Source organism: Streptomyces sp. NPDC111520, from assembly GCF_055635295.1.
Genome location: NZ_JBVKBW010000037.1, coordinates 20,538 through 44,349, shown reverse-complemented (window position 1 = coordinate 44,349; position 23,812 = coordinate 20,538). Strand labels below are relative to the sequence as shown.

The following is a 23,812-nucleotide window of genomic DNA, read 5'->3' as shown; positions in this document are numbered from 1 at the left end:
ATGGGCCATCGAGGAGTGCTTCCAGACCGCGAAGGGCGAGTGCGGCCTCGATGACTACCAGGTCCGCCGCTACGACGGCTGGCACCGCCACATCACCTTGGCCATCGCCGCCCACGCCTGCCTGACGGTCCTGCGAGCCCGCGAGCTGGATGCCGGGAAAGCAGAAACGGATCCTCCGACCTGATCCCGCTCAGCCTCCCCGAGCTCAGACGCCTGATCACCCGACTCACCCACCGCCGACCACACTCCATCGACCACGTCCTGCACTGGTCACACTGGCGACGCCGACGACAACACCAAGCCCGCACCAGCCACTACAAACGACGCGGTCACATACCACCGGAAGCTGCTCACCTGTCAGAGCAAAGACCGTTGCAGTACTAGCCCCTGGTGATTGCGGTTCCCCTCGGGTCTAGCGCACTCGTCGGGGGCGGAGACGCTCAGAGCGCGTCGAATTCCGTCTGGAGCGCGTCCGCCGTGGGGGCTATGACAGCCGCCTCCCCCTGGAGGACCGCAGGAAGATGCTGGCGCTCGTCCTCGTGGAAGATCAGTGCGCGGCTGTTCTGAGGGACAATCGAGGCCCCTAGCGCTGTCGCCAGCCGGGCGAGCACGCCGCTCATCGCGCCGCGAGCAAAGTGTGTCGCTGTCACGCACGACATTCCGTCCTCGCCCTGAGACGAGTGATAGAGGTCTGCCTCGCCCCCGTCCTCCGCGCGGATTTGGGAGAAGCCCTCCTCCAGGCCGCCCGCTACCACGTACGGCTCCGTCACCTGTCGGAATCGTTCGACGTCCAGGGCGACGACCTCGCCGTCCGCGAACCGGAGCAGAAAGATGCTGTAACTCACGGGCACAATCTGCCATTGCCATGATCCGCCGGACAGGCCCTAGGTGTTCTGCGCGTGTGGCTCATCGAGCACGCGGACGTCGAGCCCTGAGATCGCAAGGACCAGTCGTTCCCGGTTGAGTACCTCAACACGGTCAGCGATGCCCTTGCGGATCCAGAAGCTCGCGATGCCCGCGACTCGGGCCAGACCCTTCACCCCCGTCACGTCCAGAAGGTTCGGGGGCCTTCCGCACACCGACCACACCGGAGCAGCCGAAGCAGCCGAAGGAAGCGGCCGCTCGAGAGCGTGGGGCCACCCCAGCCCCCGGATGCGTGATGCGTGATGAGCCGGGAAGCCGGTCACGGATGTGCTGGTGGCAGCCCGGGTGGAACGGCTCCCCTTCGGTGCACGCATGGTCCGCGGCCTCATCGAGCGCGGCGTAGGTCAGGCAGCGCCGCTTGCGCCACCGCGGCCACTCCGCGTATGGACAACCGTCAGGTCACAGGCCACCACCTTCTGCACCGCCGCCAGAGGCGCGCCACCAGGGCACGGGAGCGGGTTGACGGGTTCCAGCCGTCACGCGCCCGGCACGGCCTCGGCGTCCAGGACCGGCAGACCACAGCGGTGCCGGGGACGGCTGTGGTCCACACTCCGAAGGTCCCCGAGAAGACCGGGGGCGAGATAGCGGGTGTAGAGCAGCCCGCCATGGGACGAACAGGCAGGAGCGGCGCGGCCGGTGGCCTTGCAGGGCGCGGAGTGCGCGAAGGCCTGGCGCGCCTGTGACAGGGTTGTTTGTGCCGGAGGTTGTTATTCCGACGTGGTGGGAGGGCTCAGCAGTGTCTTCAGTGCGCTGTCCGTGGCCTCCTTCAGCTTCTGCGAGTCGGTCAGGGTGTTGAGGGACAGAGTGACCTGGCGGCTGTTGTCGGCTGTGGTGAAGCTGTAGGTGCTGTATCCGGGGGCACTGCCGATGTGGCCGTAGGCGGTGCCGTAGGAGGGGTCGGTCAGGCGGCTGAGGCCGAGCCCGTAGTCGATCGTGCCGCTTTGTAGTGGCTGGGCGTCCTGCATGGCGTGAAGCAGGCGCGGCGGCAGCAACTTTCCGCCGATCAGTGCGCTGAAGAAGCGGTTGAGGTCGTGGGTGGTGGAGATGAGTGAACCGGCCGTCGATGCCCAGGACATGCTTACTTCGGTGATGTCGTTGAGCGGGGAATCCGGGCCGTCAAGGCGGAGGTAGCCGTGTGCGTGCGGGCCGGGAATGCGGACTGAGCTGCCGGGAAAGTGCGTGTGGTTGAGCCTGAGGGGCTGGATGATCCGGTCGGTGATCTCCTGCTCGGCACTGTGGCCGGTGACCTTCTGGATCAGCATGCCGAGCAGGATGTAGTTGGTGTTGGAGTAGTGGCCGGCGCTGCCGGGGGCGAAGTAGGGGCCGTGCCGGAAGGCTTCCGCGAGCAACTGCCGAGGCGACCAGTGGCGAAAGCGGGCCTGGTAGAGCTGTGAAAGGCTCCCATGCCACAGGGAGTCGGTGTAGTTGTACAGTCCGCTGCGGTGGCTGAGCAGCTGCCGGACGGTGATGTCGTGCCCGCCTGGCACCACGCCCGGGAGGTAGTGCTCGATGGGTGCGTCCAGGCGTACCTTCTTGTTGGCGACGAGCTGCAGCACCGTGGTGGCGACGAATGTCTTGGTCGTGCTTCCGGCGCGGAACCGGCCGTCGGTGGGCGGGAGTCGGCGGTGGTGCAGGTCGGCCCTGCCACTGGTGCCGGTCCATGTGCCGCGGGCGTCGTGTACCTCGGCAACGACGCCCGGCACGCCCGCCGCGACGAGGTCGTCCAGGGCCTTGCGCCATGCGGCGTGGTCTGCCCCGCCCGGCCGGTGTGCCAGGTCGGTGCACGTGGCCGCGGCGGCAGCCGCGGGAGGGGCCGAGACGGCGAAGGCGGGAGCAGCCGCAGGCACGGCCAAGGCTCCGGACAGCACGGTGGCGGCGGCGAGCAAGGGAAGGTGCATGAAGAATCCTCTCAAGCACAGGTGTCATCTACGGTTCGGGTTCAAACGCGCCGCCGCGCCCTCTCCCAGAAGGGGCGGGACACCGGCTAATCACCCGGTGTGCCGCCCGGATGGCGAGCGACGTCCATGGAAAGGCGGCGCGGAGTCCAGCCTGGCGCCCGGAACACCGTCATCGCCTCAGCCTCGTGGCGGAGGTTGCGTCTCCCCCCGACAGGTGAGCGCTCATCTGCGCTGGTTCCGAAGGCGGACCGGGCAAGAGACCGTGCTGCGGCGACTGCAGGCAGCGGCCGGAGGGCAAGGAGGGCCGGCGGAAAGCCGGTCACGCAGCGGCGGACGCGCTGGCCGGCTCCAGCCAGGTGTGTCTGCCCGGCAGGAATAGGGACCACAAAGCCCTGGTCCCGATACGTGGTATTTGTGACCGGTTCCGGCAGCGATCGTGCTGCGTCGGCGAGTTAGATTCGGCGGTACAAGCTCCTGGGGCGGTACGGCGCCATGGGCCGTATCGCAGGCGTCGCAGGCGTCGGGCGCCCCGGCATCAGCCCGGCATCGGTCGCACCCCCTGAAGAGCGGCCTGCCTGTCCATGTTTCCCCATGCAGAGACACCGGTGCCCCCGGCGGATCGTCGTCGCCGTGGGGCGTCGTCCGCACAAGGACCGCTATGCCGGCCGTGACCGTCGAGGATCTCCTGATCCTCCCCCGCCTCCCCCGCCCTGACGCTGCCGCCACCGACCGCCCCGTCCACCGTGTAGTCACCGCACACCAGCAGCGGGAGGGAGCCGGCTTTGTGGTGCGCCGTCCGTTCCCAAGTGCTGCGTTGCCCGACGCGGACCCGTTCTTGCTGCTCGACCACGTCGGTGAGACCGTCTACCAGCCGCATCAGGCCAAGGGCGCGCCCCGGCACCCTCACCGCGGGTTCGAAACGGTCACCTACGTCATCGACGGCACCGTGGTACACCACGATTCCAACGGTGGCGGAGGCGTGATAGCAGACGGGGACACCCAGTGGATGACCGCAGGGTCGGGCATCCTGCACGACGAAGTCCCCAGCGAAGAGGTCCTCGCCAAGGGCGGTCTGAGTCACGGCATCCAGTTGTGGGTGAACCTGCCGCGGACCCACAAGTGGGCGCCACCGCGCTACCAGGACGTCCGGGCGGACAGGCTGCAACTGCTGACCTCCCACGACGGCGGTGCGCTGGTACGCCTGATCGCCGGAGATCTCGGCGGCCACCACGGTCCGGGCGTGACCTACACGCCGATCGTGTATGCGCACGCGAGTCTCCCTCCGCAGGCACAATTGCGGACGGCATGGGATCCGCAGTACAGCGCGATGGTCTATGTGCTGCAGGGATCGGGGAGCGCGGGCGCAGACAAGCGGCCCGTGGAGGAGGGGCAACTCGCTGTGTTCGGAGCGGGAGATGCCATCACCGTTCAGGCGGGGCCGTCCCAGCGCGGCCGGACCGGGCGTCTTGAGGTACTCCTGCTGGGCGGCGTGCCGCTGCGGGAGCCGATCGCCCGCTACGGCCCGTTCGTGATGAACACCCAGGCGGAGATCCGGCAGGCCATCGAGGACCACCTGCAGGGCAGGATGGGACACATTCCCGCAGCCCACCTGGACGGCGGCACGTCGTAAGGGACGGTCCGGCCAGGACGCCCGAGGACCGCAGGGCCGGCCCACCTGCGTCGCCTGCCGGTACGGGCAGCCACATCGGCGATGGTGACCGGCCCGCCCGCCGCCGACGACGGCCCGCATGCCTGTGCGGCCGCCCTGCGACGTACCGTCGAAAGGTGCTCCGAGAACAAGTCACCGGGCCGCGGAGCCGTGACTTCGCGCCGACCGCGGATCCGGGGGCGGACTGCGCCCATGGGTGGACTGCGCGGAGGGCCAAAATCGTGGGAAACGGGTCCGGGGGCCCGGCCATGACCACACCGGCGCACCCGGTTGCCCACGATGTGCCGGGCGGATCCCCCGCGGCACAGGGACCCCGGAGGTCGCCATGCTGTCCCGTCCGCGTCATCCCAGCCCTGCGGCTCACCAGACCGTCTTGGCCGTGGACGCCCCACGCCGCACGACGCTGCCGGTGGCGGGTCCTGTCCAAACAGCTGTGGTGGCGCTGCCCGCCGAGCCTGCCAGCGTGAGCGTCGTCCGCCGCTGGGCCACCGGCCTCCTCACCCTGTGGGGGGTCAGTGCGGACGACCTCGGCACGGCCGCCCTGGTGATCAGTGAGCTGGCGGCCAACGCAGTCCGCTACGGCCATGCGGAAATGAGCATCCGCCTCCTTCAGCAGGCGAACTGGCTGTATATGTGCGTGACGGACTCCGGAGCTCCTTTGGCGGCGCACCGGGTTGTCATCCCGCAGGAATTGGCCGAGCACGGCCGCGGCTTGGCCATCGTCGAGGCACTGGCCGAAACGATCGAGGTGACCCGCGAGCCGGAAGGATGGCGTGTGGGCGCGGTGCTGCGCGTGACGACGGCCGGGAGACCGGCGGCGAAACCTGCCGCCGGCGTGGCGTGACCCGGTGACCCCGCGCGTCGACGCGTGGGCTTCCTGCGTCGCCGGCCAAGCAGGGTCGCAGCGGGCCGGCCCCGTCCTGCCGAGGGCGTTCGTCGCAGCAGCGTGGTCCGCGTTCGCAGGTGAATGTGTATGCGGGCACCGGAATTTCGCTGTGCGATGGGGAAGGCAGTCGGATGGTGGCGGCGGCTGTCCTCGTGCACGGCGAGGCCTGGTCGTCAAGGACGGTCCGTTTCGTTGTCGCAGGGTGGGGTCAGGGGCAGGACGGCGCAAACGAGGAAGCCGCCGCCGGGTTGCGGGCCGGTGTGCAGGGTGCCGCCGGCGGCGATGACGCGTTCGTGCATGCCCACCAAGCCGTGGCCGCCGCCGGGCGGCACCACATGGGGGGCATGGGTGTCGGCACGCGGGCCGTCGTCGCGCACCGTGACGGTCAGGCAGTCCGGCTGCCAGTCGAAGGTGACGGCTGCGTGCGTGTGCCCGGCGTGCTTGAGCGTGTTGGTCAGCGCCTCCTGTGCCACCCGGTAGGCGGTGAGCTCGGTGCCGGCCGACAAGCGGCGGGCGACGCCCGTGGAGGTCGCCTCCACGTGGAGCCCGGCTTCACGCAGGGAGTCCAGCAGTGGGGGGATGTCACTGATCGCCGGCTGCGGCGAGCGCCCCGCCACCGCCTCGTCCTCCTCCGTGCGCAGCAGCTCCAGCAGACGCCGCAGCTCTGCGATGGTGGCCCGGCCGGTCGCCTCGATGGCAGCGTGCAGCTCCCGGGTCTTGCCCGGGTTGCTGGTCTGGACGCGGTCGGCGGCAATGACCTGCACGATCATCAGGCTCACATGGTGGGCCACGATGTCGTGCAGTTCACGGGCGATCCTGGCCCGCTCCTCCACCACGGCCGTGCGCGCCAGCGCGACCTGCTCCCGCCTGAGCGCGGCCGCATGCTCCAGCGTCTCGGCCGCCATGGCATGGCGGGCCCGCACCAAGCAGCCCAAAGCCCACGCGGCGACCACCAAGACGGCCACAACGAGGGCCGAGCCGAGGCCGCCGGCACCACCGATCAGTACCTCGGTGCCGCCGGCTGCCAGTACCGTCCCGGCCAGCAGCCGGTAGGTGGGACAGCGTCCGTAGCGGACGGTGGTGAGGAAGACCGCCACGGCGACGGCAAGCAGCACCGTGCCGATGGCGGTGCCAGCGCCGGCAACCGGTGCGGGGATGGAGTGCCGGGCCTGCAGGACAGCCGCCGACGCGCCGACGACCAGCAGTGCGGCAACCGGCCACCGACGGTGCACCGCGAAGGGGGCTCCCACCATCAGGGCCAAGGCGATGCCCACCGCGTCCAGGCCGTGTCCGGTCGGGTACGCAGGATCGACGGCTTCCGTGAGGGCGGCCACCGCCAGCAGGGGGGCGAGCAGGAGGTCAACTGCTGCACGCGGTAGGCGACGCCGGGCAAGGGCCTCCAGACGCCCATGCCTGCGCGCCTGTTGTGGAAGAAGAAAACGTCTGTCGATGACAGCCAAAGCGGCCCCTTTCGCGTTACGGACTCGGCAACGTGCAAGAAATCCGGCGGATTTCCGAATCCGGCGCGAAATGAAGGCCTTGGCCCGTTCGGCGGGAAATGCGGCCGAATATGCGGGCGGGCCGGACGAAAGGGAAGGGGCGGTCAGTGGGCGTGGGCGACGGCCGAGTGGGCCGTGAAGGTGGTCCTGAACCGCGCCCGGTACGTGCCCGGGGTGACGCCGCGTTCTCGCTGAAAGGCGCGGCGCAGGGTCTCCTCGGAGCCGAAACCCGAGCGGCGGGCCACGACGTCCAGCGGGTCGGTGCCGGACTCGAGCAGCCCCTGCGCCGCCTCGATGCGGATCTGCTCCACAAAGCGGGTCACGGTCAGCCCGGTCTCGGTGCGGAAGATCCGGGTCAGCTGGCGCACGCTTATGCCGACCCGCCCGGCCACCGCCTCCAGGCTGTGATCGGCGGCGGGGTCGGCCGTGACGTCGTCCATCACCTGCCGCACCACCTGGTGGCGGGGCTGCCGGGCGGCTTGGCGGACGCTGAACTGTGACTGGCCGCCCGGCCGGGCCATGAAGACCACCAGATACTTCGCCGCCGCACGCGCCACCTGGGGCCCGAAGTCCTCCTCGACCAGTGACAGGGCCAGATCGATACCGGAGGTGACCCCGGCGGAGCTGATGACCTTCCCGTCGCGTACGAAAATGGAGTCGGTATCGACCTGGATACAGGGGAAGTGCCTGGCCAGGTCGCCGGCCAGGCACCAGTGGGTGGCCGCTCGGCGCCCGTCCAGCAGTCCCGTGGCCGCGAGCGGGAACGCACCGGCGCACACCGAGGCCACCCGGCGGGAGAATCCTGCCAGGCGGCCGATCCCGGCGATGAGGGGAACGTCCGACACCGCCGTGCGCCAGTCGGGGCGGCCGGGAATGATCAGGGTGTCGATTCTGCCGGTGAACTCCTCCAGGGCCACATCCGCCGCCAGCCGCGCACCCGCCGTGGTCACCACCTCCCGCCCCGCGCAGGATGCGGTCAGCAAGCGGTAGCGGGCGCCCTGGTCGTTGGCGGCGGCGAACACCTCCAGCGGACCGGTGACGTCCAGCAACTGGACGCAGTCGAACAGCACCATCACCACCAGGTGCGGCCGGATCCGCCCGCTTCGCCCGTCCATGGGAAAATCCTCCGCCCGCCCCCGCCTACGGGCAAGGCGGTCACCCACCGTGGTCAGGCCCACCGCCTAGTGCGGCTGCCACCTGGCCTGCGGGCACTGCGCCGCCGGGTCCGGAAGACGCCCGGGGGCATTCCGGCTGCGTAGTACGGAAACGCGCACGGTAGGCACCGGGGGCAATCCCGAATTCGCGTTGAAACGCACGGCGCAGTGTTTCCGCGGATCCGAATCCGCTCCTGCGGGCGACCGTGTCCAACGGGTCGGTGCCCGATTCGAGCATCCCCTTCGCTGCCTCCAAGCGGATCTCCTCGACGAACCGGGCGGCCGTGGTGCCGGTCTCCTGACGGATCAGCCGGGTAAGGTGGCGCACGCTCACCCCCGCCCGGGCCGCCAGCGCGTCCAGCCGGTGATCCACATGGGGAGCGGCCGCCACAGCGTCCAGCACTGCGCGGACCGTCGCGCTGTGGCAGTACCGCGCGCGCAGCCGGACACTGAACTGGGACTGCCCGCCCGGCCGGGCCATGAAGACCACCAAGTCCTTGGCCGCGGCCCGCGCCACCTCGGACCCCAGATCCTCCTCCACCAACGACAGCGTCAGGTCGATGCCTGCCGTCACGCCCGCCGAGGTGATGATCCGTCCGTCACGGATGAACAACGCATCGCGGTCCACGTGCACCGACGGGAAGCGGGCGGCCAACTGGTCGGCCTGCCGCCAGTGGGTGGCCACACGGCACCCGTCCAGCAGGCCCGCGGCCGCCAGTGGGAAGGCCCCCGCGCACAGGGAGGCCACTCGGCCGGCCGAGCGGGCCAGCCGCGTCAACTCCTCGATCAGCCCGTGGTCTTCCACGGGCACGCGCCAGTTGGGGCTGCCGGGAACCATGAGCGTGCCGATCCGCCCGGACCACTCCTCAAGCATCCCATCGGCGGCAAGCCGCAGCCCGGACGTGGTCCGCACCTCCTTACCGCCGGGAGACAGGGCAACAACCTGGTAGCAGCCGCCGTGGACGTTGGCGGACGCCAGAACGTCCATCGGCCCGGTGACGTCCAGCGCCTGCACCCCGTCGTAGAGGACCATCACGACGAGGTGGGTACGTGGACGCCTGCCTGCGCCGGACGGGCCGTTCGAGGTGATCATGACTGCCAGGTTCGGGCCATGCCTCACGGCGGGGCAAGGACCGATACCCCTCGTATCCGGCCATCACTGCGCACGAGAGCCGAACCGGGGCGGGCCGGGCAGTGTGCGGGGATCGGGCGGGCGGCTCCTGCCCGCCCGATCCCCGGCACTCACGACGGGAGCGCAAAGTTCAGGCAGCAGGCGCATCGTCGGTCGGTCTGGCCGGCGTAGAAGGCGATGTCGGAGGAGCCGCTGGTGGCCATGTCGAAGACCGCGTGTGTCCCACGCCGTAGGCGCTCACATAAGTGGTGGCGGTCGCGACGCGCCAACTGGGAATGTCGGCTGTTACGGACGATGCCTTACGCATGTCCGGCACGGCGCGTTCACCGACAGTGACCAAAGGCGCACCGCCGCCGGTGGGGGTGCGCCCTACGTCCCTATCCCTGGCAGACCCACGTTCTCCTCATCCGGTGCCTCCGTCTGTACGGATGCCACGGGCCCGGGCCACCCGGGCGATGCTCTGATAACGCAGGTGTCTTGGCTCCTGCCAGCGGCCATGCGTACGGCCCCCTCTCTCGCTGGTGGGCGAGAGAGGGGGCCGGCCAGGGGTGGGCGAGTCCGGATGTCTACCCTTCTTGCGGGTCAGTGCTGCCGGCTATCGGCCACCTGGTAGGCGCGGATCACCGTCTGGTCGACGGAGTTGCCCGCGGCGTCGGTGGCCAGGATGCGCAGCGAGACGAAACCGCCCGCCGGGTTGGCGGTCCGGGCCTGCCACCGCCCGCCGGGCTCCTTGGCCAGGTGCAGTGGCGTCCAGGTCGTGCCGTCGTCCACGGAGGCCCACGCCTTCATGGCGGTGATCCTCGGCAGCGAGGCCTCGATCTGGTAGCTGGTGAGGCCGAAGGAGAACCGCTTGCCCGCGGGCGCCCGGTTCTTCAGGTCCACCGGCACCTCGTAGTCCACCTGCACCAGGGGCAGCGCCGTAACGTCCTTGGTGCGGCGTGAGGTGAAGGACCACTCGGTGTGCGTCCTGGTCCCCACCTGACTCCAGCTCAGGCCTTCCCGGTCGGTGTCGTAGACGTACCGGTACGCCGCCGGGGACGGGTCCGCGGCGCGGTACATCGCCATGCTCGGGTTGAGGTAGTCCGCCACCTTCGTGCCGTTGCGGTAGAGCGAGCTGGTGACCTTGCCCAGCATGCCGGGCCCATTGTGCTCCCGGCCCGGGCCCGCCCCGTCGTCGGCGGCCGACACCGCTAGGCCCATGTCGTCGGCGTGGCGGTACGCACCCGGGTCGGCCGGCTTCGGCTGCGGATCCAGGATCGCCTCCATGATGGAGAAGGGTGCGGTGTGGGTCGGAACCCGCGGCCTGATCACGCTGCGGCCGTAGGTCTCCTGCAGGTGTGTGCCGGGGGTCAGGCGGCGATACTGCCCGTGCGTCGATTCGTCAAGGCCGGTGCCCGCTGCGAACAGCCGGCCGACGCTGGTTTCATAGACGTCACCGTTGGCCTGGTGCCATTCCTGGATCCGTGTATTCGTCGGCCGCTCGTACTTGTCGCTCTGTTGCATCAGGGTGCCCAGCGGGGTCCGCAGGACCCGGAACTGAGTTATCCAAACCTGTGCGCGTTCGCTGTGGTAGACACGATCGATCAGCGCGGAGTTACGTGCCGTCAACACGCCCGTCACCGGCGCGTCCGGGATCTGGTGCTGGGCCTGTACCGAGCCGGAGTAGGTGTAGCGCTCGCGGGCGACGGCGTCGAAGGAGAACGTTCCCCGCCCGCCGTCCAACATGTGGACCAGGGCCTGACCTTCGTCGACCGTGAGCCGGATCACCGGCAGGGGGAGCCCTTGGGGATAGTAGAGGTGCATCTCTTGGGCACGGGTGACGCCGATCAGGCCGATCGCCCCGCGCTCGCGGGAGCGCCGGGCCACCGGCACCACCTCGATGGGCTTGTCCACCTCCACGACGACGACCGCACCGCGCAGGTCGTGCTTGCGCAGCTCAGCCTCGGTTCCGGTCCTGACGTGGATCAGCGGCACGCTGCGACGGCCGTCCAGGCGCGGTGACTCGATCACGTAGTGCGGGTGCAGTCTTAGCCGCTTCCCGGCCGTTCGGCCGCGGTCGGGGATCTGGGCGGTCGCAGCGCTGAACAGGGGCTCGTGTCCCTCCCACCCCAGGTTGAGCAAGTAGTCACCCGAAGTCACCGGCTTGGTAGGCAGCGCCGAGACCCGGATGCCGTGTCCCGGTACGGAGGACTGGAACGCCCAGACGTCCTCGCCGGAATTCCGTCGCATGCTGGTCACCAGCGCCCCGTACGGATCGGCGGGCCGGGGGGTGCGCAGCGTGACCGGGTGCGCCTTGCGGGCGTCCAGGGTGATCTCGGTGTCCCTGGTGAGATCAATCTCCGGCACGTCGGCGACGGTGTATTCGGTGTGGTCGTCTACCGTGCCCGCCGTGCAGGTGTGGATCATGGAGGCGAGGCCGTAGCGGTCCTCCGGGAGCGTCATCGTGATGACGCCGTCTTCCGGCAGGCCCAATTGGGCGACGTTTCCGTTCAGGTCGTAGAGCATGTTCGGCTCCACGAAGCACGGCACGTTGCCGTGGGCATCCCGGAAGCGGAGGGTGAGTTTGTGGTCCGGCGCACCGATCCGCAGCGCCACCGAGGTGCGGACCACGTCGGTGCCGCCGCGCTCGGTGGCCACCAGCTGGGTGCCGTACAGCCCGGCCGGCCGTGCTCCCGCAGCCGCGTCGACGGTGGCCGTCGCGGTGCCACCTGCGGGGACCGTCACCGACGGGTTGCGGAGGCTGAACAGACCGGACGGCGCTGCCGCATTGGCCGCCAGCGCCAGGTCAAGGGTGACGTCCTTGTCGTCGGTGTTGCGGTACGTCACCGTACGCTCCAGGGGCGGCAGGGGGGTGCCGGGCGCCGGAGGTTTCATCGAACCGAACTCGACAGCCGCGTCGGCCATCACCCGCTGGGTGATCGCACGCGCCACGTCGACTCGTCCGCTGCCACCGGCGTACGGCGCGTCGGGCTGCGCCTTGGTGCTGCCGACGAGAACGTCCTTGAGCCGACTGGCAGTCCAGTCCGGGTGCGCCTGCTTAAGGATCGCGGCTGCGGCCGCGACGTGCGGCGTGGCCATCGAGGTGCCCGAGACGCCGATGTAGTGCTCGTCGACGATCGGATGGCCGCCGAGCTGGGTTCCCGCCGCCCGGGCGGCGACGATGTCGACGCCGGGCGCGGTGAGGTCCGGCTTGACGGCGAAGTCTCCGATCCGCGGGCCGCGACTAGAGAAGGGGGCCAGCACGTCTTGCTTGCTGACTGCACCCACGGTCAGGGCGGAGTCGGCAGCACCAGGCGACGCCACCGTGCTCTCGGCGCCAGCGTTTCCAGCTGCTATGACGAACAGGGTGCCGTACTTCGCGGTGAGGGCATCGACCTCACTGGACAGGGGATCGGTGCCGTCCGTGGCGCCCCCGCCCAGGCTCATGCTCACCACCGGCGCACCAGTCTGAGCGGCCCAGTCCATGCCCGCGATGATGGCCGAGTTTGTGCCCGAGCCGCCGTTGTCGAGGACCTTGCCGACATACAGCTGTGCTCCCGGCGCCGCGCCCTTGCGCCGACCGTCCGAGGCGGCACCACTGCCTGCGATAGTGCCGGCGACATGGGTGCCGTGGCCGTTGTGGTCCACGGCATCCGGGGTCGGGCTGAAGTTGCGGGCCTCGACGATCTTCCCGACCAGATCCGGGTGATCCGGGTCGACGCCGGTGTCGAGGACGGCGACCTTCACCCCCTTGCCGTCATAGCCGGCCTTCCATGCCTGCGGGGCACCGATCTGCGGCACGCTCTGCTCCAGGTCGGCCGTTACCTTGCCGTCCAGCCAGACCTTGGAGACGCCTGAGGTCAGACGGGTCGGCGCGGAAGCGCCCGCGGCGGCCGCGGCCCCCTTGGCCGGGACCTCGGAACCGGTCAGGGATGCCCAGAACTCGCCCACCCGGCCCTTGTCCGCGCTCAGCGCCGCTCCGTCGATCCCGGCGAACACCCGGGTCCGACGGCTGCCCTCGGGCACGGCGGCCTTGGCGGCGAGCTTCACCCCGCCCTGGGCGCGAACGCCCGACGGCGAGCCGTAAGTAACGATCAGGGGCAGCGACTTGGTGTGCGCGTCGTCGTAGCCGTACGACGCCAGCCGGGTCACATTGAAGAGCTCCTTGTCGAGCTTGCCGGCCTTGATCAGCGGCAGCGCAGAGTACGGGTACACATGGATCTCACCCTTGACGGTGGCAGTCATGTGCCCACTGCTGCCCGGTGCTGGGTGCACGGCGGCCAGTTGCTTGCCGTCCGGTCCGGTGGCGAGCTCCACCCGGTCGCCGGTGATCAGCGTGATCTGCCGGCTCCGGCCGAACGGTGCCTCGGCCGCGCTCGCTACGCCGGCCTTACGGGGTTCCGGAGAATGCCCGGAGGCTGGGACGGCGCCGGTGGCGAGCAACGCCACCGCGCATCCCGTGACTGCCAGTCGATGTCTCCACGACATGAATGAGCCCTCACTTGTGGTCGGGGGTGATGTGTCACGGCCCGTCGGGGCGCGGACCGTGACACCAGGCCACGCCCTTGACGGGGGCCGTGCCGCCGCTTCTCCACCGGGGTGCCGGCGAAGTAACGTCGTCGACGGCACTCACCAACAGCTGAGCGGCCGTCAGTCCTGGAGCCTGCACGGTGATCCGGATCCGGACACGCGGATGCTCCCAGGTAACGCGATCACCGGTCAGCCACAAGAGCGGACACGAAATCCCCAACTCCGGCCACCCAGGGCCTGTGTGTTGCCGTGAGCAATCGGCTGTTCCGCAAGTGATCCCCGACCCGAATCAGCCAGGCGCTTCCCTCGCCCCGCAGCGCCGCCGGCCATTGCGCAGTCGTGTCCGGGTGAGGCAGGCTGTCGACCCGTTAAGGCCCTGCCCATGGCCCACCCGTAACCACCAGGTGCACGGAAACTTCAGAATTGAAAGGTCCGCCGTGGGCGCCCGCGCTGCATCAGCGGACTCTCGCATCCGACGTGAGCCCACCGGTCCCGTGGTTCCTGCCACCGGCACACGACGATGAAGCCGGTGCACAGGGGCATGTTCACGCCCGTGAGGTCACCAAGCGGGCGATGTTGGAAGGAAACCGTGTGAGCCGGATCTCGGTCCGGGGATTCGCGGTGGCTTCGGCCACTGCAGTCACCACCGTGGGCGCTGTCGTCGGTGTCGCCTCCGAAGGCGAACAGCCGGGCCCGCAACCCGTCGCCGCCCCCGACGCGACAACCGTCCTCGCGGACATACCTGCCGGCCAGCAGGTCCAGCAGGCCTCACTCATACAACAGGTGCAGGCTCAGACAGACGCCGCTGATACCACCACGCGCAAGACCGCCGAGGAATCGGCCCGCAGGCAGGCCGCCAAAGACGCCACCGCCCGCAAGGAGGCCAAGAAGAAGGCCGTGGAGAAGAAGAAGGCCACCGCCCAGGCAGTGGCGGCTTCCTACTCCACCGCCGAAATCCAGGCGATGGCGCGCGAGATCATCGGCGACTCCACCCAGTTCCAGTGCTTCTCGCAAATCGTCACCCGAGAAAGCGGCTGGAACTACACCGCGACCAACGCCTCCTCCGGCGCATACGGGCTCGTCCAAGCCCTGCCCGGCACCAAGATGTCCACCGCAGGCGCCGACTGGCGAACCAACCCACGCACCCAGATCAAATGGGGGCTGAAATACATGAACGCCGCCTACGGCAGCCCCTGCGACGCCTGGTCGTTCTGGCAGACCAACCACTGGTACTGACCAGCCGCTGCGCCACGACGGCGCCATACGGCATGACCGCCGACAAAATCGCCTTGGTCGGAGTGAGGCCCCCTCCAGCATCCTGGCAGTGCGCAGCGACGGCACCGCCATTGCTGCAGCGGACTTCGTCGTCAACAAGGTGACAGACCACTGCCGGTACACCGCGGTCATACAGTTTGGAAAACATGTCGGTCGGCCCGGCCGGCGGGTTGAACGCGTCAGCCCTGCCAGGTGCCGAGCGCTTCCCTGCAGGCAGCGCGTGGCGGGTCGACGTCCTCAAGCGGCGGGAAGACAGCGCAACACTCGTTTCGTGTGCGTGGTCACCGCCCGGCTCGCGCCCCGCCGAAGGCGGACGGTTCAGGACCGGTGCGCCGAGATCCGGCTGGAGCCCGGTGCCGTTCCAAGCCGGGCGGTCGCGAGGTCGTTCGCGGTCGCGAGCGGCGTCCGGTCGGCACGCTCGGCGTCCGTGAGGATCCGGGCGAGCGCGGTTCCGATTCCGTGTACCCGGTCGATCGCCTCGTGGTGTCCGATGCCCTCGATCTCGCGGGCGAGTGCGTAGATCACGCCTCCGGCGTTGGCCACGAAATCGGGGGCCCAGAGGATGTCCCGTCTCCTGAGGTCCTCGGCGACGTCGTCGGTGACGAGTTGATTGTTCGCCGGCCCGACGATCGCCGAGCAGCGCAGCCGGGGAACCACGGCGCCATGCAGGATGCCGCCGACCGCGGCCGGAACGAGGATCTCGGTGTCGGTGGTGATCGCCTCTCCTGGTTCGACCCATTCCGCGCCGAGTTCCTTGGCCAGCGCCTCTTTGCGATCATCCACATCGGACACCTTGAGCTCGACGTCCTCCTCGGCAATGCTCCGTGCCAGTCGCTCGCCGACCGCGCCGAGTCCGGTGACGGCGATGCGGCGCCCGGCCAGCGATGTGGTACCGAAGCGGTGCGCCGATACCGCGCGTAGTGCGGCCAGCACCCCGGTCGCGGTCGGCGCCGCGGGAGATCCGGAGCCGCCGTGGGACGTTGGTAGGCACAGGGCGTGCGAGGTGCGTTCCCGCACCACCACCATGTCCTCGGCCGAGGTGCCGACGTCGGGCCCGGTGCTGTACCGGCCGCCGAACTCCGCGACCAGGTCGCCGACGTCGAGCAGCACCGCGCGCCGGTCTACGCGTGCGGGATCGGTGTCCTCATCCAGCGCGATCACGGTCTTCCCGCCGCCGTGGGCAAGACCGGCCGCGGCGCACTTGTAGCTCATCGCCTCCGACAGCCGCAGCGCGTCGGTCAGTCCGTCCTGCCAGCGGCGGTAGGCCCGCATCCGGCATCCGCCCACTGCGGGGCCGAGCGCCGTCGAGTGCACCGCGACGATGAGCGTCGCGCCGGATCGCGCCCCGCGGCGGATGACCAGCCACTCGTGCCCGAGCGGGTCCTGCTTCGCTGCGACGTCCTGCATCCGTCTGCCCTTCGTGTCGTGGCGGCCCCGCACCCTTGGCACGGGATCGGCCACAGCATCCGGGCCGCCGCACCCGTGCCGCTTCGTCGGGCGCGCACAACGCCGCAGCGGAACTTGTGCGGAGCAGACGATCCACGCCCACGGGAGTGGGCTCCACGGCACCCCCGGCGCGCCAAAGGCAACCGCCCCGGACCGTGCCCGCGGATCCGGCCCCTTGGGCCCCGGCGACGAACACACGGCGTCCATCTGGTGGCCTTCGACGAAGACGGCCGGGGCGTGCCGGCTGGATGCTCCTGCGCATCCCTCACCGCCACGGTGGGCTGCTGGAGGCTCCTCATGAGACTGCACGGAACCAAGACAGCGGTGTTGTGCGCGATCGCACTCGCCGCCACGGCCTGCGCCGCAGGGGCCTCCGGCCCGGGTGGCGAGGGCCGGGGCGCCTATGTCCGCAACGGGACGTTCACGGCGACCCTGGCGCAGGACCCGGGCAAACTCGACCCGTATCACACCGTGGTCGCCGCGGCCAACGACCTCCTTTCCTTCGCCTACGACCCGCTGGTGGTCCTGGACGACAAAGGGAACCCGGTCCCGGGCATCGCGACCAAGTGGGACGTCACCCCTTCGTCGGTCACCCTGACCCTCCGCAAGGGCGTCACGTGCTCCGACGGCTCGCCGGTGACCCCCAGTGTCGTCAGCAAGGACCTGGACTACCTGAAGGACCCCAAGGCCGCCTCACCGCTGCTGGGCATCGTGCTACCGAGCACGGACTACACCACCAGGGCCGACGACGCCGCGGGCACCGTCACCATCACCACCGGCAAGCCCGACGGCCTGCTGCTCCAGTCGCTGTCCGCCTTCTACGTGGTGTGCGGCAGCGGTACGGCCGACCCCACCGCACTCGCCAGGAAGACCAGCGGATCGGGCCCGTACAGGCTGACCGAGGCCGTCCCCAACGACCACTACACGCTGGTCCGCCGCGACAAGTACGCCTGGGGGCCGGGCGGCGCCCGGATCAATGTGCCCGGGGCACCGCAGAAGGTCGTCCTGAAGGTCGTCGGCAACGACACCACCGCGGCCAACCTCCTCACCAGCGGCGGCCTCAACGGCAGTGTCGTCAACGGCCCCGACCGGGAGCGGCTGGTGCGCACCATGAAGGAGTACCGTTTCGAGGCCGGCGGGATCCTGGCGGTGTTCAACCAGCACCAGGGCCACCCCGGTGCCGACCCCGTGGTGCGCAAGGCGCTCACACAGGCCCTGGACCGCGGGCAGATCGCCGCCGTGCTCACCGACCGGCAGGGCAAGATCGGTGACACCACGATGGGCGTGCCGCCGCTGATCTGCGACGACTCCGGTGCCGCGGCGGGCATCCCGGCGTTCGACGAGGCGGCCGCGGCCGCCGCGCTGGACGCGACCGGCTGGCTCAAGGGCGCGGACGGGATCAGGGCGAAGGGCGGCACCCGGCTGAGCCTCACCGCGATGTACGCCTCCGACCGGCCGAACCTGCCGGCCGGCATGGAGCTGTTCTCCGCCGCGTGGCGGAAGCTGGGCGTCGAGGTCAAGGTGAAGACCCTGACCTCGGCCGCCTTCCTGCAGGCGATCTTCCAGGGCGACAACTGGGACGTGGCCCCGATGATCGCCCTGGCCACCCAGCTGCCGTCGCAGAGCGTCAGCTTCTTCTCGGGTCCCGGCTCCCCCGAGGGATCGAACTTCGCCGGCATCCGCAACACCGCGTACGAGCAGCTGGTCGCCCGGGCGGTGCAGACCCCCGGCCGGCCCGGCTGCGCGCTGTGGACCGAGGCCGAGAAGGCGCTGTTCGCCGGAGCCGACGTGGTCCCCATCGCCCAGAAGTACGTCAGTTACTTCGGGCGCGGTGCGACCTTCGAGATCTCCGGCGAGATGCCCCTGCCGACCAGCATCCGGCTGCGTGCCCACTGAGGAGACAGCACCCCATGGCTCAGCCATCCCCGGGGCCCGTGACGGGCCCGCGCGACGGTTCGCGGGCGGTTCCCGAAGGCGCGGTGGACCGGGGGGAGGACATCCGGCGTTCCTTCCCCCGGGCCTGGTTCCTGGTCGGACGACTGGTGCGCCTGGCGGTCTCGCTGCTCGTTGTCGTCACGGCCTCGTTCCTGATTGTCCATCTGGTTCCCGGGGATCCGGTGCGCTCCGCTCTGGGCATCACGGCCGACCCCGCCGTGGTGGCGGCCCGTCGGGCCGAACTCGGCCTCGACGAGCCTTTGCTGACGCAGTACCTGCACTACCTGGGGGGCGTCCTCACCGGAGACCTCGGCACTTCGATCATCAGCGGCGATCCGGTGTCGTCGGTCATCGCGACGCGGCTGCCGGCCACCGCGGAGCTGGCCGGCTTGGCCGTCCTGCTCACCGCGCTGACGGCGGTCCCGGTCGGCATGTGGATGGCCGTGGCCACCCAGGGCGGTCGCCGGCGCGGTGCAGACTCCGCCTTCACCGGCGTGACCGGCGTCTTCACCACCGTCCCCGACTTCCTGATCGGTGTGGGCCTGGTCTTCGTCTTCGCGGTCACCCTTCCCTGGCTGCCGCCGGCCGGCGCCGACACACTCGACTCCTACCTGCTGCCCGTGCTCGCCCTGGCCCTCGGCCCCAGCTGTCAGCTGGCGCGCATCATCCGCGCCGAGACCGCCCGCGTCCTCGGCCAGGATTACGTGCGGGTTGCCCGCAGTAAGCGCCTGCCCGCCCGGCTGCTCTACCTGCGCCACGTGCTGCCCAATGTGCTGACGGCAGGACTCACCGTCGGCGGCCTGCTGTTCGCCGCGCTGGTCGGCGGCAGCGTCCTGGTCGAGAACGTCTTCGCCTGGCCCGGTCTCGGCAGCAGTGTGGTGGGCGCGATCGTGGCCCAGGACTACCCGCTGGTGCAGGCGATCGTCCTGCTCCTGGGCGCGGTGGTGCTGGTGGTGAACCTCGTCGTCGATCTGGCCCTCGGTCTGCTCGACCCCCGCTCGACCCTCACGAGGAGCTGAGAAACGGTGACCAAGCAAGGCAGCCGGCCCGTCCCCCGGATCGGTCCCACCGGCATGGCAGGTGCCCTCGGCCTGCTCCTCCTGGTCCTTCTGGCCGTGCTCGGCCCGGTCATCTGGGGCGCCGACGCCGGGCACCTGGACGTGGCCGCGGCCCAGCAGGGACCCTCCGCGCAGCATCTGCTCGGCACCGACTCCCTGGGCCGGGACATGCTCGCCCGGGTCCTGTCCGGGAGCCGTCTGTCCCTGGTTCTCGCGGTGCTGGCGACCCTCCTGGGCGCGGTGACCGGGGTGCTGCTCGGCGCGTTCCCCACCGTCCTCGGCCACCACGGTCGCCGGGCGTGGGAGTCGGTGATGAACACCGCGATCGCCTTCCCGGCCTTGCTGCTGGCGCTCGCCGTGGCGACCGTGGTGGGCGTCGGAGCGAAGGGGGCGGTGCTGGCCCTCGGCGTGGCCACTGCCCCTCCGTACGCCCGCCTGACCTACACCCTCGCCTCGTCCGTGTCCGGCTCGGACTACGTCTGCGCCGCACGGATCCTCGGCGTACGCCGGTCACGCCTGATGCTTCGCCATGTCCTGCCCAACATCGCCGAACCGCTGATCGTCACCACCACCTTGCAGGTCGGCGGCATGCTGGTCGCCCTCTCGGCGCTGAGCTTTCTGGGACTGGGGGTCCAGCCGCCCGACTACGACTGGGGGCGCCTGCTCAGCGAAAACCTCAACCGCATTTACACCGCCCCCGCCGCGGCTCTCGCGCCTGGCGTCGCCATTGTCGTCGCCGGGCTGGTCTTCAACGCCCTTGGCGATACCGCGACCGCGCTCGTCCGCGCCGAACCGGCCGCCGCTGCCCGGACCACCGGCCGGTGCCGGTCCCGCAGGGCACCGCGCCGCACCACGGCAAGTCCGGCGCGGGCCGCGACGGCCGGACCGGAGACCCGCGGGCCCGTGGCCGACGCCGCCGCGTACGCCCTGCGCGTACACGACCTCGACGTCGTCTTTCCCGGCCCGTCCGGGCCGCTGCACACCGTCGTGGGCGTCACCCTGGACGTCCGGCGCGGCGAAACGGTCGGCATCGTCGGGGAGTCGGGCAGCGGCAAGACGCTGACGGCCATGGCGATCGCAGGGCTCGTCCCGGAGCCAGGCCGGGTCACCGCCGGCCGGATGGAGATCGCCGGGCGGGACCCCGGGACCTTGCGCACGTCCGAGCGACGCAGGCTGCTGGGCTCGACGACCGCGGTGGTCTTCCAAGACCCACTGAGCTCCTTCAACCCCGCGCTGCGGATGGGCCGCCAGCTCACCGAGGCCAGCGAGGTCCACCTCGGCCTGCCGCGCGCGGCGGCCGTGCGGCTGGCGCAGGACCGGCTGCACCAGGTACGTGTCCCCAGCCCGGCCATCAGGATGGGCCAGTACCCGCACGAGCTGTCCGGTGGCATGCGGCAGCGCGCCATGATCGCCATGGGCCTGATGGGGGAACCCGAACTGATCGTCGCCGACGAGCCGACCACCGCGCTCGATGTGACCGTCCAGGAGCAAATCGTGCGGCTCCTGGGCCGGGCCAACGAGGACACCGGAGCGGCGATCGTGATGATCTCCCACGACATCTCAGTCGTCACCTCGCTGTGCCGGCGGGTGGTGGTGATGTACGCCGGCCGGATCGTGGAGGACACCGATGCCGACGCCCTGCTCGCGGGCCCCGCCCATCCGTACACCGAGGCGCTTCTGGCCGCCGTGCCCCACATGGGCAGCGACCGGGACCGGCCGCTGGCCACCATTGCCGGCCGGCCCCCGCAGCCCGTCGAACGGCCGGCCGGCTGCGCCTTCGCACCGCGCTGCCGGTTCGCCTCGCACAGGTGCCGCGCAGAGCAGCCGCCACTGGAGTTCCGGGACGGCCGGCGGGTCGCCTGCTGGCACCCGCGACCGCCGCTCCCGGCCGACCGCACCGAGGCCAAGACCACCGCAGCGGAGCAGGCATGAGCGGATTGCGGATCGAAGGGCTGACCGTGCGGTTCGGGCGGGGACGGCGGGCCATGACAGCGGTCGACGGGGTGAGCCTGGCAGTGCCCCCGGGCAGGATCGTCAGCCTGGTCGGGGAGTCGGGCTCGGGCAAGTCGACCCTGGCCCGCGCCGTCGTCGGACTCGCCCCCGTCACCGCGGGCCGGGTCCTGCTGGACGGCCGGGACATCGCCTCGGACGCGGCCGCCCGCCGGCGGATCCAGATGGTCTTCCAGGACCCGTACGCCTCGCTCAACCCTCGGATGACCGTCGGCGGGGCCCTGGACGAGGCGTTGCGGAGCCGCCCGGGCGCGCGCCTGACTCGTGAGCAGCGCGGCCGGGAGACCGGTCGGCTGCTGGATCTGGTCGCGCTGTCCCCGGATCATGCGGGCGCGCTCCCGGGGCGCCTGTCGGGTGGCCAGCGGCAGCGGGTTGCCCTCGCGCGGGCGCTCGCGGTGCGCCCTGACGTCATCGTCGCCGACGAGATCACCAGCGCCCTCGATGTCTCGGTGCAGGGCGCGGTGCTCAATCTGGTCCGCGACATCCAGACCCGCTCCGGCACTTCGATGCTGTTCATCTCGCACAACCTTGAGGTGGTCCGGTACGTCAGTGATGTCATCGCCGTGATGTACCTGGGCCGCATCGTGGAGGCCGCGCCCACCGAGGAGCTGCTGGCCGGGCCCCGCCACCCCTACACCAGGGCCCTGCTGGCAGCAGTGCCGCAACTGGGCCGCTCCTGGCGCGAGTTCGACGCACCGGTCGGCGACCTGGACGCCCCCGACCCCCACCACCCCCCGACGGGCTGCCGGTTCCACCCCCGCTGCCCCGTCGGGCCGCGCACCGACGCCTCCCGTTCGGTGTGCCTGACCCTGGACCCGCAGTCCGGCGCGGCCGGGCGACCCCACCGGACCGCCTGTCACTTCGCCGACGAACCGGCGGCGACCTGCGGCCCCGTGGCGAACGGTTCGACCCCGGCCGGCCCCAGGAGGGCGGAAGAACCCGACGGCCCGTCGGGCGGCGGGCGCACCCCGCTCGCCGCGGTGGCCGCCACCGATGATGAGACCGCGACGAAGGAGCACCCTTGACACTGGACCAGGCACAACTGGGGCGGCGGCTCGAAGAGCTCGCCCGGGAGCATCGCGTACCCGGCGCTTCGCTGGCCGTGCACGCCGACGGCCAAACCGTTCTGGCGCCGGCGGGCGTGCTCCACCGCGGCACCGGGGTGGAGGCCACCACCGACTCGCTGTTCCAGGTCGGTTCCATCACCAAAACCCTGACCACCACCTTGGTGATGCAGCTGGTCGACGCGGGGCTGCTCGACCTCGACGATCCGGTGGTGAAGGTACTGCCGGAGTTCAAGGTGGCCGACCCGGACGTGACCGCCTCGGTGACCATGCGCCACCTGCTCACCCACACCAGCGGCATCCAGGGCGACGTGTTCACCGACACCGGCCGCGGGGACGATGTGCTGGAGCGGTTCACTGCCCGCTGCGCGTTGCTGGGCCAGTCACACCCCATCGGCGCCACCCAGTCGTACTGCAACACCGGATTCGCCATCGCAGGCCGGGTCGTGGAGACGCTCACCGGCAAGGTCTGGGACACCGCCCTGCACGAGCGGCTCCTGGCCCCTTTGGGCCTGGAACGCACCTTCACCCTGCCAGAGGACGTGCTGCGTTTCCGGGCGGCAATGGGGCACCTGCCGGTGCCGGACGGCAAAGCCGGCGACTGGCCGCGGCCCGCCCCGCGCTGGGGCGTCCCGCGCTCGGCCGGACCGGCGGGCGCCGTGGTCGCCACCGCCGGGGACCTGGTCGCCTTCGCCCGCATGCACCTCGCCGACGGCCTCGCCGCGGACGGCACCCGGGTGCTGTCCGCCGCCTCCGCGCAGGCGATGCGCGAGCCCCAGCTTGCGGTGCCGGACCGCTGGACCGTCGCCGACCACTGGGGCCTGGGCTGGTTCCTGCCGACCTGGCAGGGCCGGAGCCTGTACGGCCACGACGGCGGCACCGTCGGCCAGAGCGCCTTCCTGCGCGTCCTGCCCGACCAGGAGGTCGTCCTCGTCCTGCTCACCAACGGCGGACGCACCCGGGAACTCTTCCAGGCGGTCGTGAACGAGATACTCCCCGAGATCGCCGGGCTGCGCATGCCCGAGCCGCCGCAGCCGCCCGCGGAGCCCGTCCCGGTGGATCTCGCCGACTGGTACGGGCTCTACGAGCGCCACGGCGTACGCATCGACCTCGCCCCGCGCGAGGACGGCACGCCGGAACTCACCGTGACCGTCACCGAGGGGCTGGCCGGTCTCGAGGAACCGCCGCACCGGATGCCGCTGACCGCCGTCGACCCGGAGGTCGGCCTCTTCGTCGCCCGGGAGCAGGACTTCACCGCGTGGACGCCCGTCGTCCTGTACACCCTGGGCGACGGCTCCCGCTACATCCACCTCGGTGCCCGCGCCACGCCGAAGACCGGCTGAACGCATGGAG

At 70.6% G+C, this 23,812-nt stretch carries 16 protein-coding genes and 1 pseudogene; 9 read left to right on the top strand and 8 right to left on the bottom strand.

The window, feature by feature from the left end; all coding sequences use genetic code 11:
* Positions 1-184: pseudogene (locus tag ACZ7MY_RS41680) on the top strand (IS701 family transposase); the annotation flags it as partial.
* 256 nt (positions 185-440) lie between these two features.
* On the opposite strand, the gene ACZ7MY_RS41675 reads toward ACZ7MY_RS41680, so the two are convergent.
* The 3 genes from ACZ7MY_RS41675 to ACZ7MY_RS41665 all read right to left on the bottom strand — a co-directional run bounded on the left by ACZ7MY_RS41675 (position 441) and on the right by ACZ7MY_RS41665 (position 2,822).
* On the bottom strand, positions 441-845 hold the full coding sequence (locus ACZ7MY_RS41675; protein ID WP_499611280.1) for a hypothetical protein: 405 nt from the start codon (positions 843-845) through the stop codon (positions 441-443).
* Between the two features lie 39 nt (positions 846-884).
* Entirely contained in the window at positions 885-1,049 is a 165-nt protein-coding gene (locus tag ACZ7MY_RS41670) for a hypothetical protein (protein WP_499611277.1), read from the bottom strand.
* A gap of 582 nt (positions 1,050-1,631) precedes the next feature.
* Positions 1,632-2,822 carry a serine hydrolase domain-containing protein gene (locus tag ACZ7MY_RS41665; protein ID WP_499611274.1) on the bottom strand — a complete coding sequence of 397 codons (1,191 nt, stop codon included), beginning with the start codon at positions 2,820-2,822 and terminating at the stop codon, positions 1,632-1,634.
* A gap of 658 nt (positions 2,823-3,480) precedes the next feature.
* Here ACZ7MY_RS41665 and ACZ7MY_RS41660 point away from each other — a divergent pair.
* Positions 3,481-4,452 (top strand): pirin family protein, encoded by a 972-nt coding sequence (locus tag ACZ7MY_RS41660; RefSeq protein ID WP_499611271.1) that lies wholly within the window; start codon positions 3,481-3,483, stop codon positions 4,450-4,452.
* 364 nt (positions 4,453-4,816) lie between these two features.
* Complete coding sequence (locus ACZ7MY_RS41655; protein WP_499611268.1) at positions 4,817-5,335, top strand: ATP-binding protein; 519 nt, start codon at positions 4,817-4,819, stop codon at positions 5,333-5,335.
* Between the two features lie 215 nt (positions 5,336-5,550).
* Here ACZ7MY_RS41655 and ACZ7MY_RS41650 read toward each other — a convergent pair whose 3' ends face one another.
* From ACZ7MY_RS41650 to ACZ7MY_RS41635, 4 genes are all read right to left on the bottom strand, one after another.
* Positions 5,551-6,837 carry a sensor histidine kinase gene (locus tag ACZ7MY_RS41650; protein ID WP_499611266.1) on the bottom strand — a complete coding sequence of 429 codons (1,287 nt, stop codon included), beginning with the start codon at positions 6,835-6,837 and terminating at the stop codon, positions 5,551-5,553.
* Positions 6,838-6,980: 143 nt separating this feature from the next.
* Complete coding sequence (locus ACZ7MY_RS41645; RefSeq protein ID WP_499611263.1) at positions 6,981-7,991, bottom strand: GlxA family transcriptional regulator; 1,011 nt, start codon at positions 7,989-7,991, stop codon at positions 6,981-6,983.
* A gap of 40 nt (positions 7,992-8,031) precedes the next feature.
* Entirely contained in the window at positions 8,032-9,123 is a 1,092-nt protein-coding gene (locus ACZ7MY_RS41640; RefSeq protein WP_499611260.1) for a GlxA family transcriptional regulator, read from the bottom strand.
* Positions 9,124-9,744: 621 nt separating this feature from the next.
* A complete protein-coding gene (locus ACZ7MY_RS41635; RefSeq protein WP_499611257.1) occupies positions 9,745-13,590 on the bottom strand; it encodes a S8 family serine peptidase in 3,846 nt (1,281 codons plus the stop codon).
* A gap of 672 nt (positions 13,591-14,262) precedes the next feature.
* Between ACZ7MY_RS41635 and ACZ7MY_RS41630 the strand changes: the two genes are divergently transcribed.
* On the top strand, positions 14,263-14,907 hold the full coding sequence (locus ACZ7MY_RS41630; protein WP_499611255.1) for an aggregation-promoting factor C-terminal-like domain-containing protein: 645 nt from the start codon (positions 14,263-14,265) through the stop codon (positions 14,905-14,907).
* A 357-nt stretch (positions 14,908-15,264) separates the two neighbouring features.
* Here the strand turns inward: ACZ7MY_RS41630 and ACZ7MY_RS41625 are convergent, their stop codons facing one another.
* Positions 15,265-16,353: a Glu/Leu/Phe/Val dehydrogenase family protein gene (locus tag ACZ7MY_RS41625; protein ID WP_499611254.1), complete on the bottom strand. Its 1,089-nt coding sequence runs from the start codon at positions 16,351-16,353 to the stop codon at positions 15,265-15,267.
* 336 nt (positions 16,354-16,689) lie between these two features.
* On the opposite strand from ACZ7MY_RS41625, the gene ACZ7MY_RS41620 reads away from it, so the two are divergent.
* From ACZ7MY_RS41620 to ACZ7MY_RS41600, 5 genes are read left to right on the top strand one after another with little or no spacing between them, the layout of a single operon-like run.
* Positions 16,690-18,288 carry an ABC transporter substrate-binding protein gene (locus ACZ7MY_RS41620; protein WP_499611251.1) on the top strand — a complete coding sequence of 533 codons (1,599 nt, stop codon included), beginning with the start codon at positions 16,690-16,692 and terminating at the stop codon, positions 18,286-18,288.
* Between the two features lie 14 nt (positions 18,289-18,302).
* Positions 18,303-19,346: an ABC transporter permease gene (locus ACZ7MY_RS41615; protein WP_499611249.1), complete on the top strand. Its 1,044-nt coding sequence runs from the start codon at positions 18,303-18,305 to the stop codon at positions 19,344-19,346.
* A gap of 6 nt (positions 19,347-19,352) precedes the next feature.
* Positions 19,353-21,317, top strand: a complete 1,965-nt coding sequence (locus tag ACZ7MY_RS41610) for a dipeptide/oligopeptide/nickel ABC transporter permease/ATP-binding protein (RefSeq protein WP_499611247.1) — start codon at positions 19,353-19,355, stop codon at positions 21,315-21,317.
* Positions 21,314-22,420, top strand: a complete 1,107-nt coding sequence (locus ACZ7MY_RS41605) for an ABC transporter ATP-binding protein (RefSeq protein ID WP_499611246.1) — start codon at positions 21,314-21,316, stop codon at positions 22,418-22,420. The genes ACZ7MY_RS41610 and ACZ7MY_RS41605 overlap by 4 nt, the downstream gene beginning before the upstream one ends.
* On the top strand, positions 22,417-23,802 hold the full coding sequence (locus ACZ7MY_RS41600; protein ID WP_499611244.1) for a serine hydrolase domain-containing protein: 1,386 nt from the start codon (positions 22,417-22,419) through the stop codon (positions 23,800-23,802). The genes ACZ7MY_RS41605 and ACZ7MY_RS41600 overlap by 4 nt, the downstream gene beginning before the upstream one ends.
* Positions 23,803-23,812 lie beyond the last annotated feature (10 nt).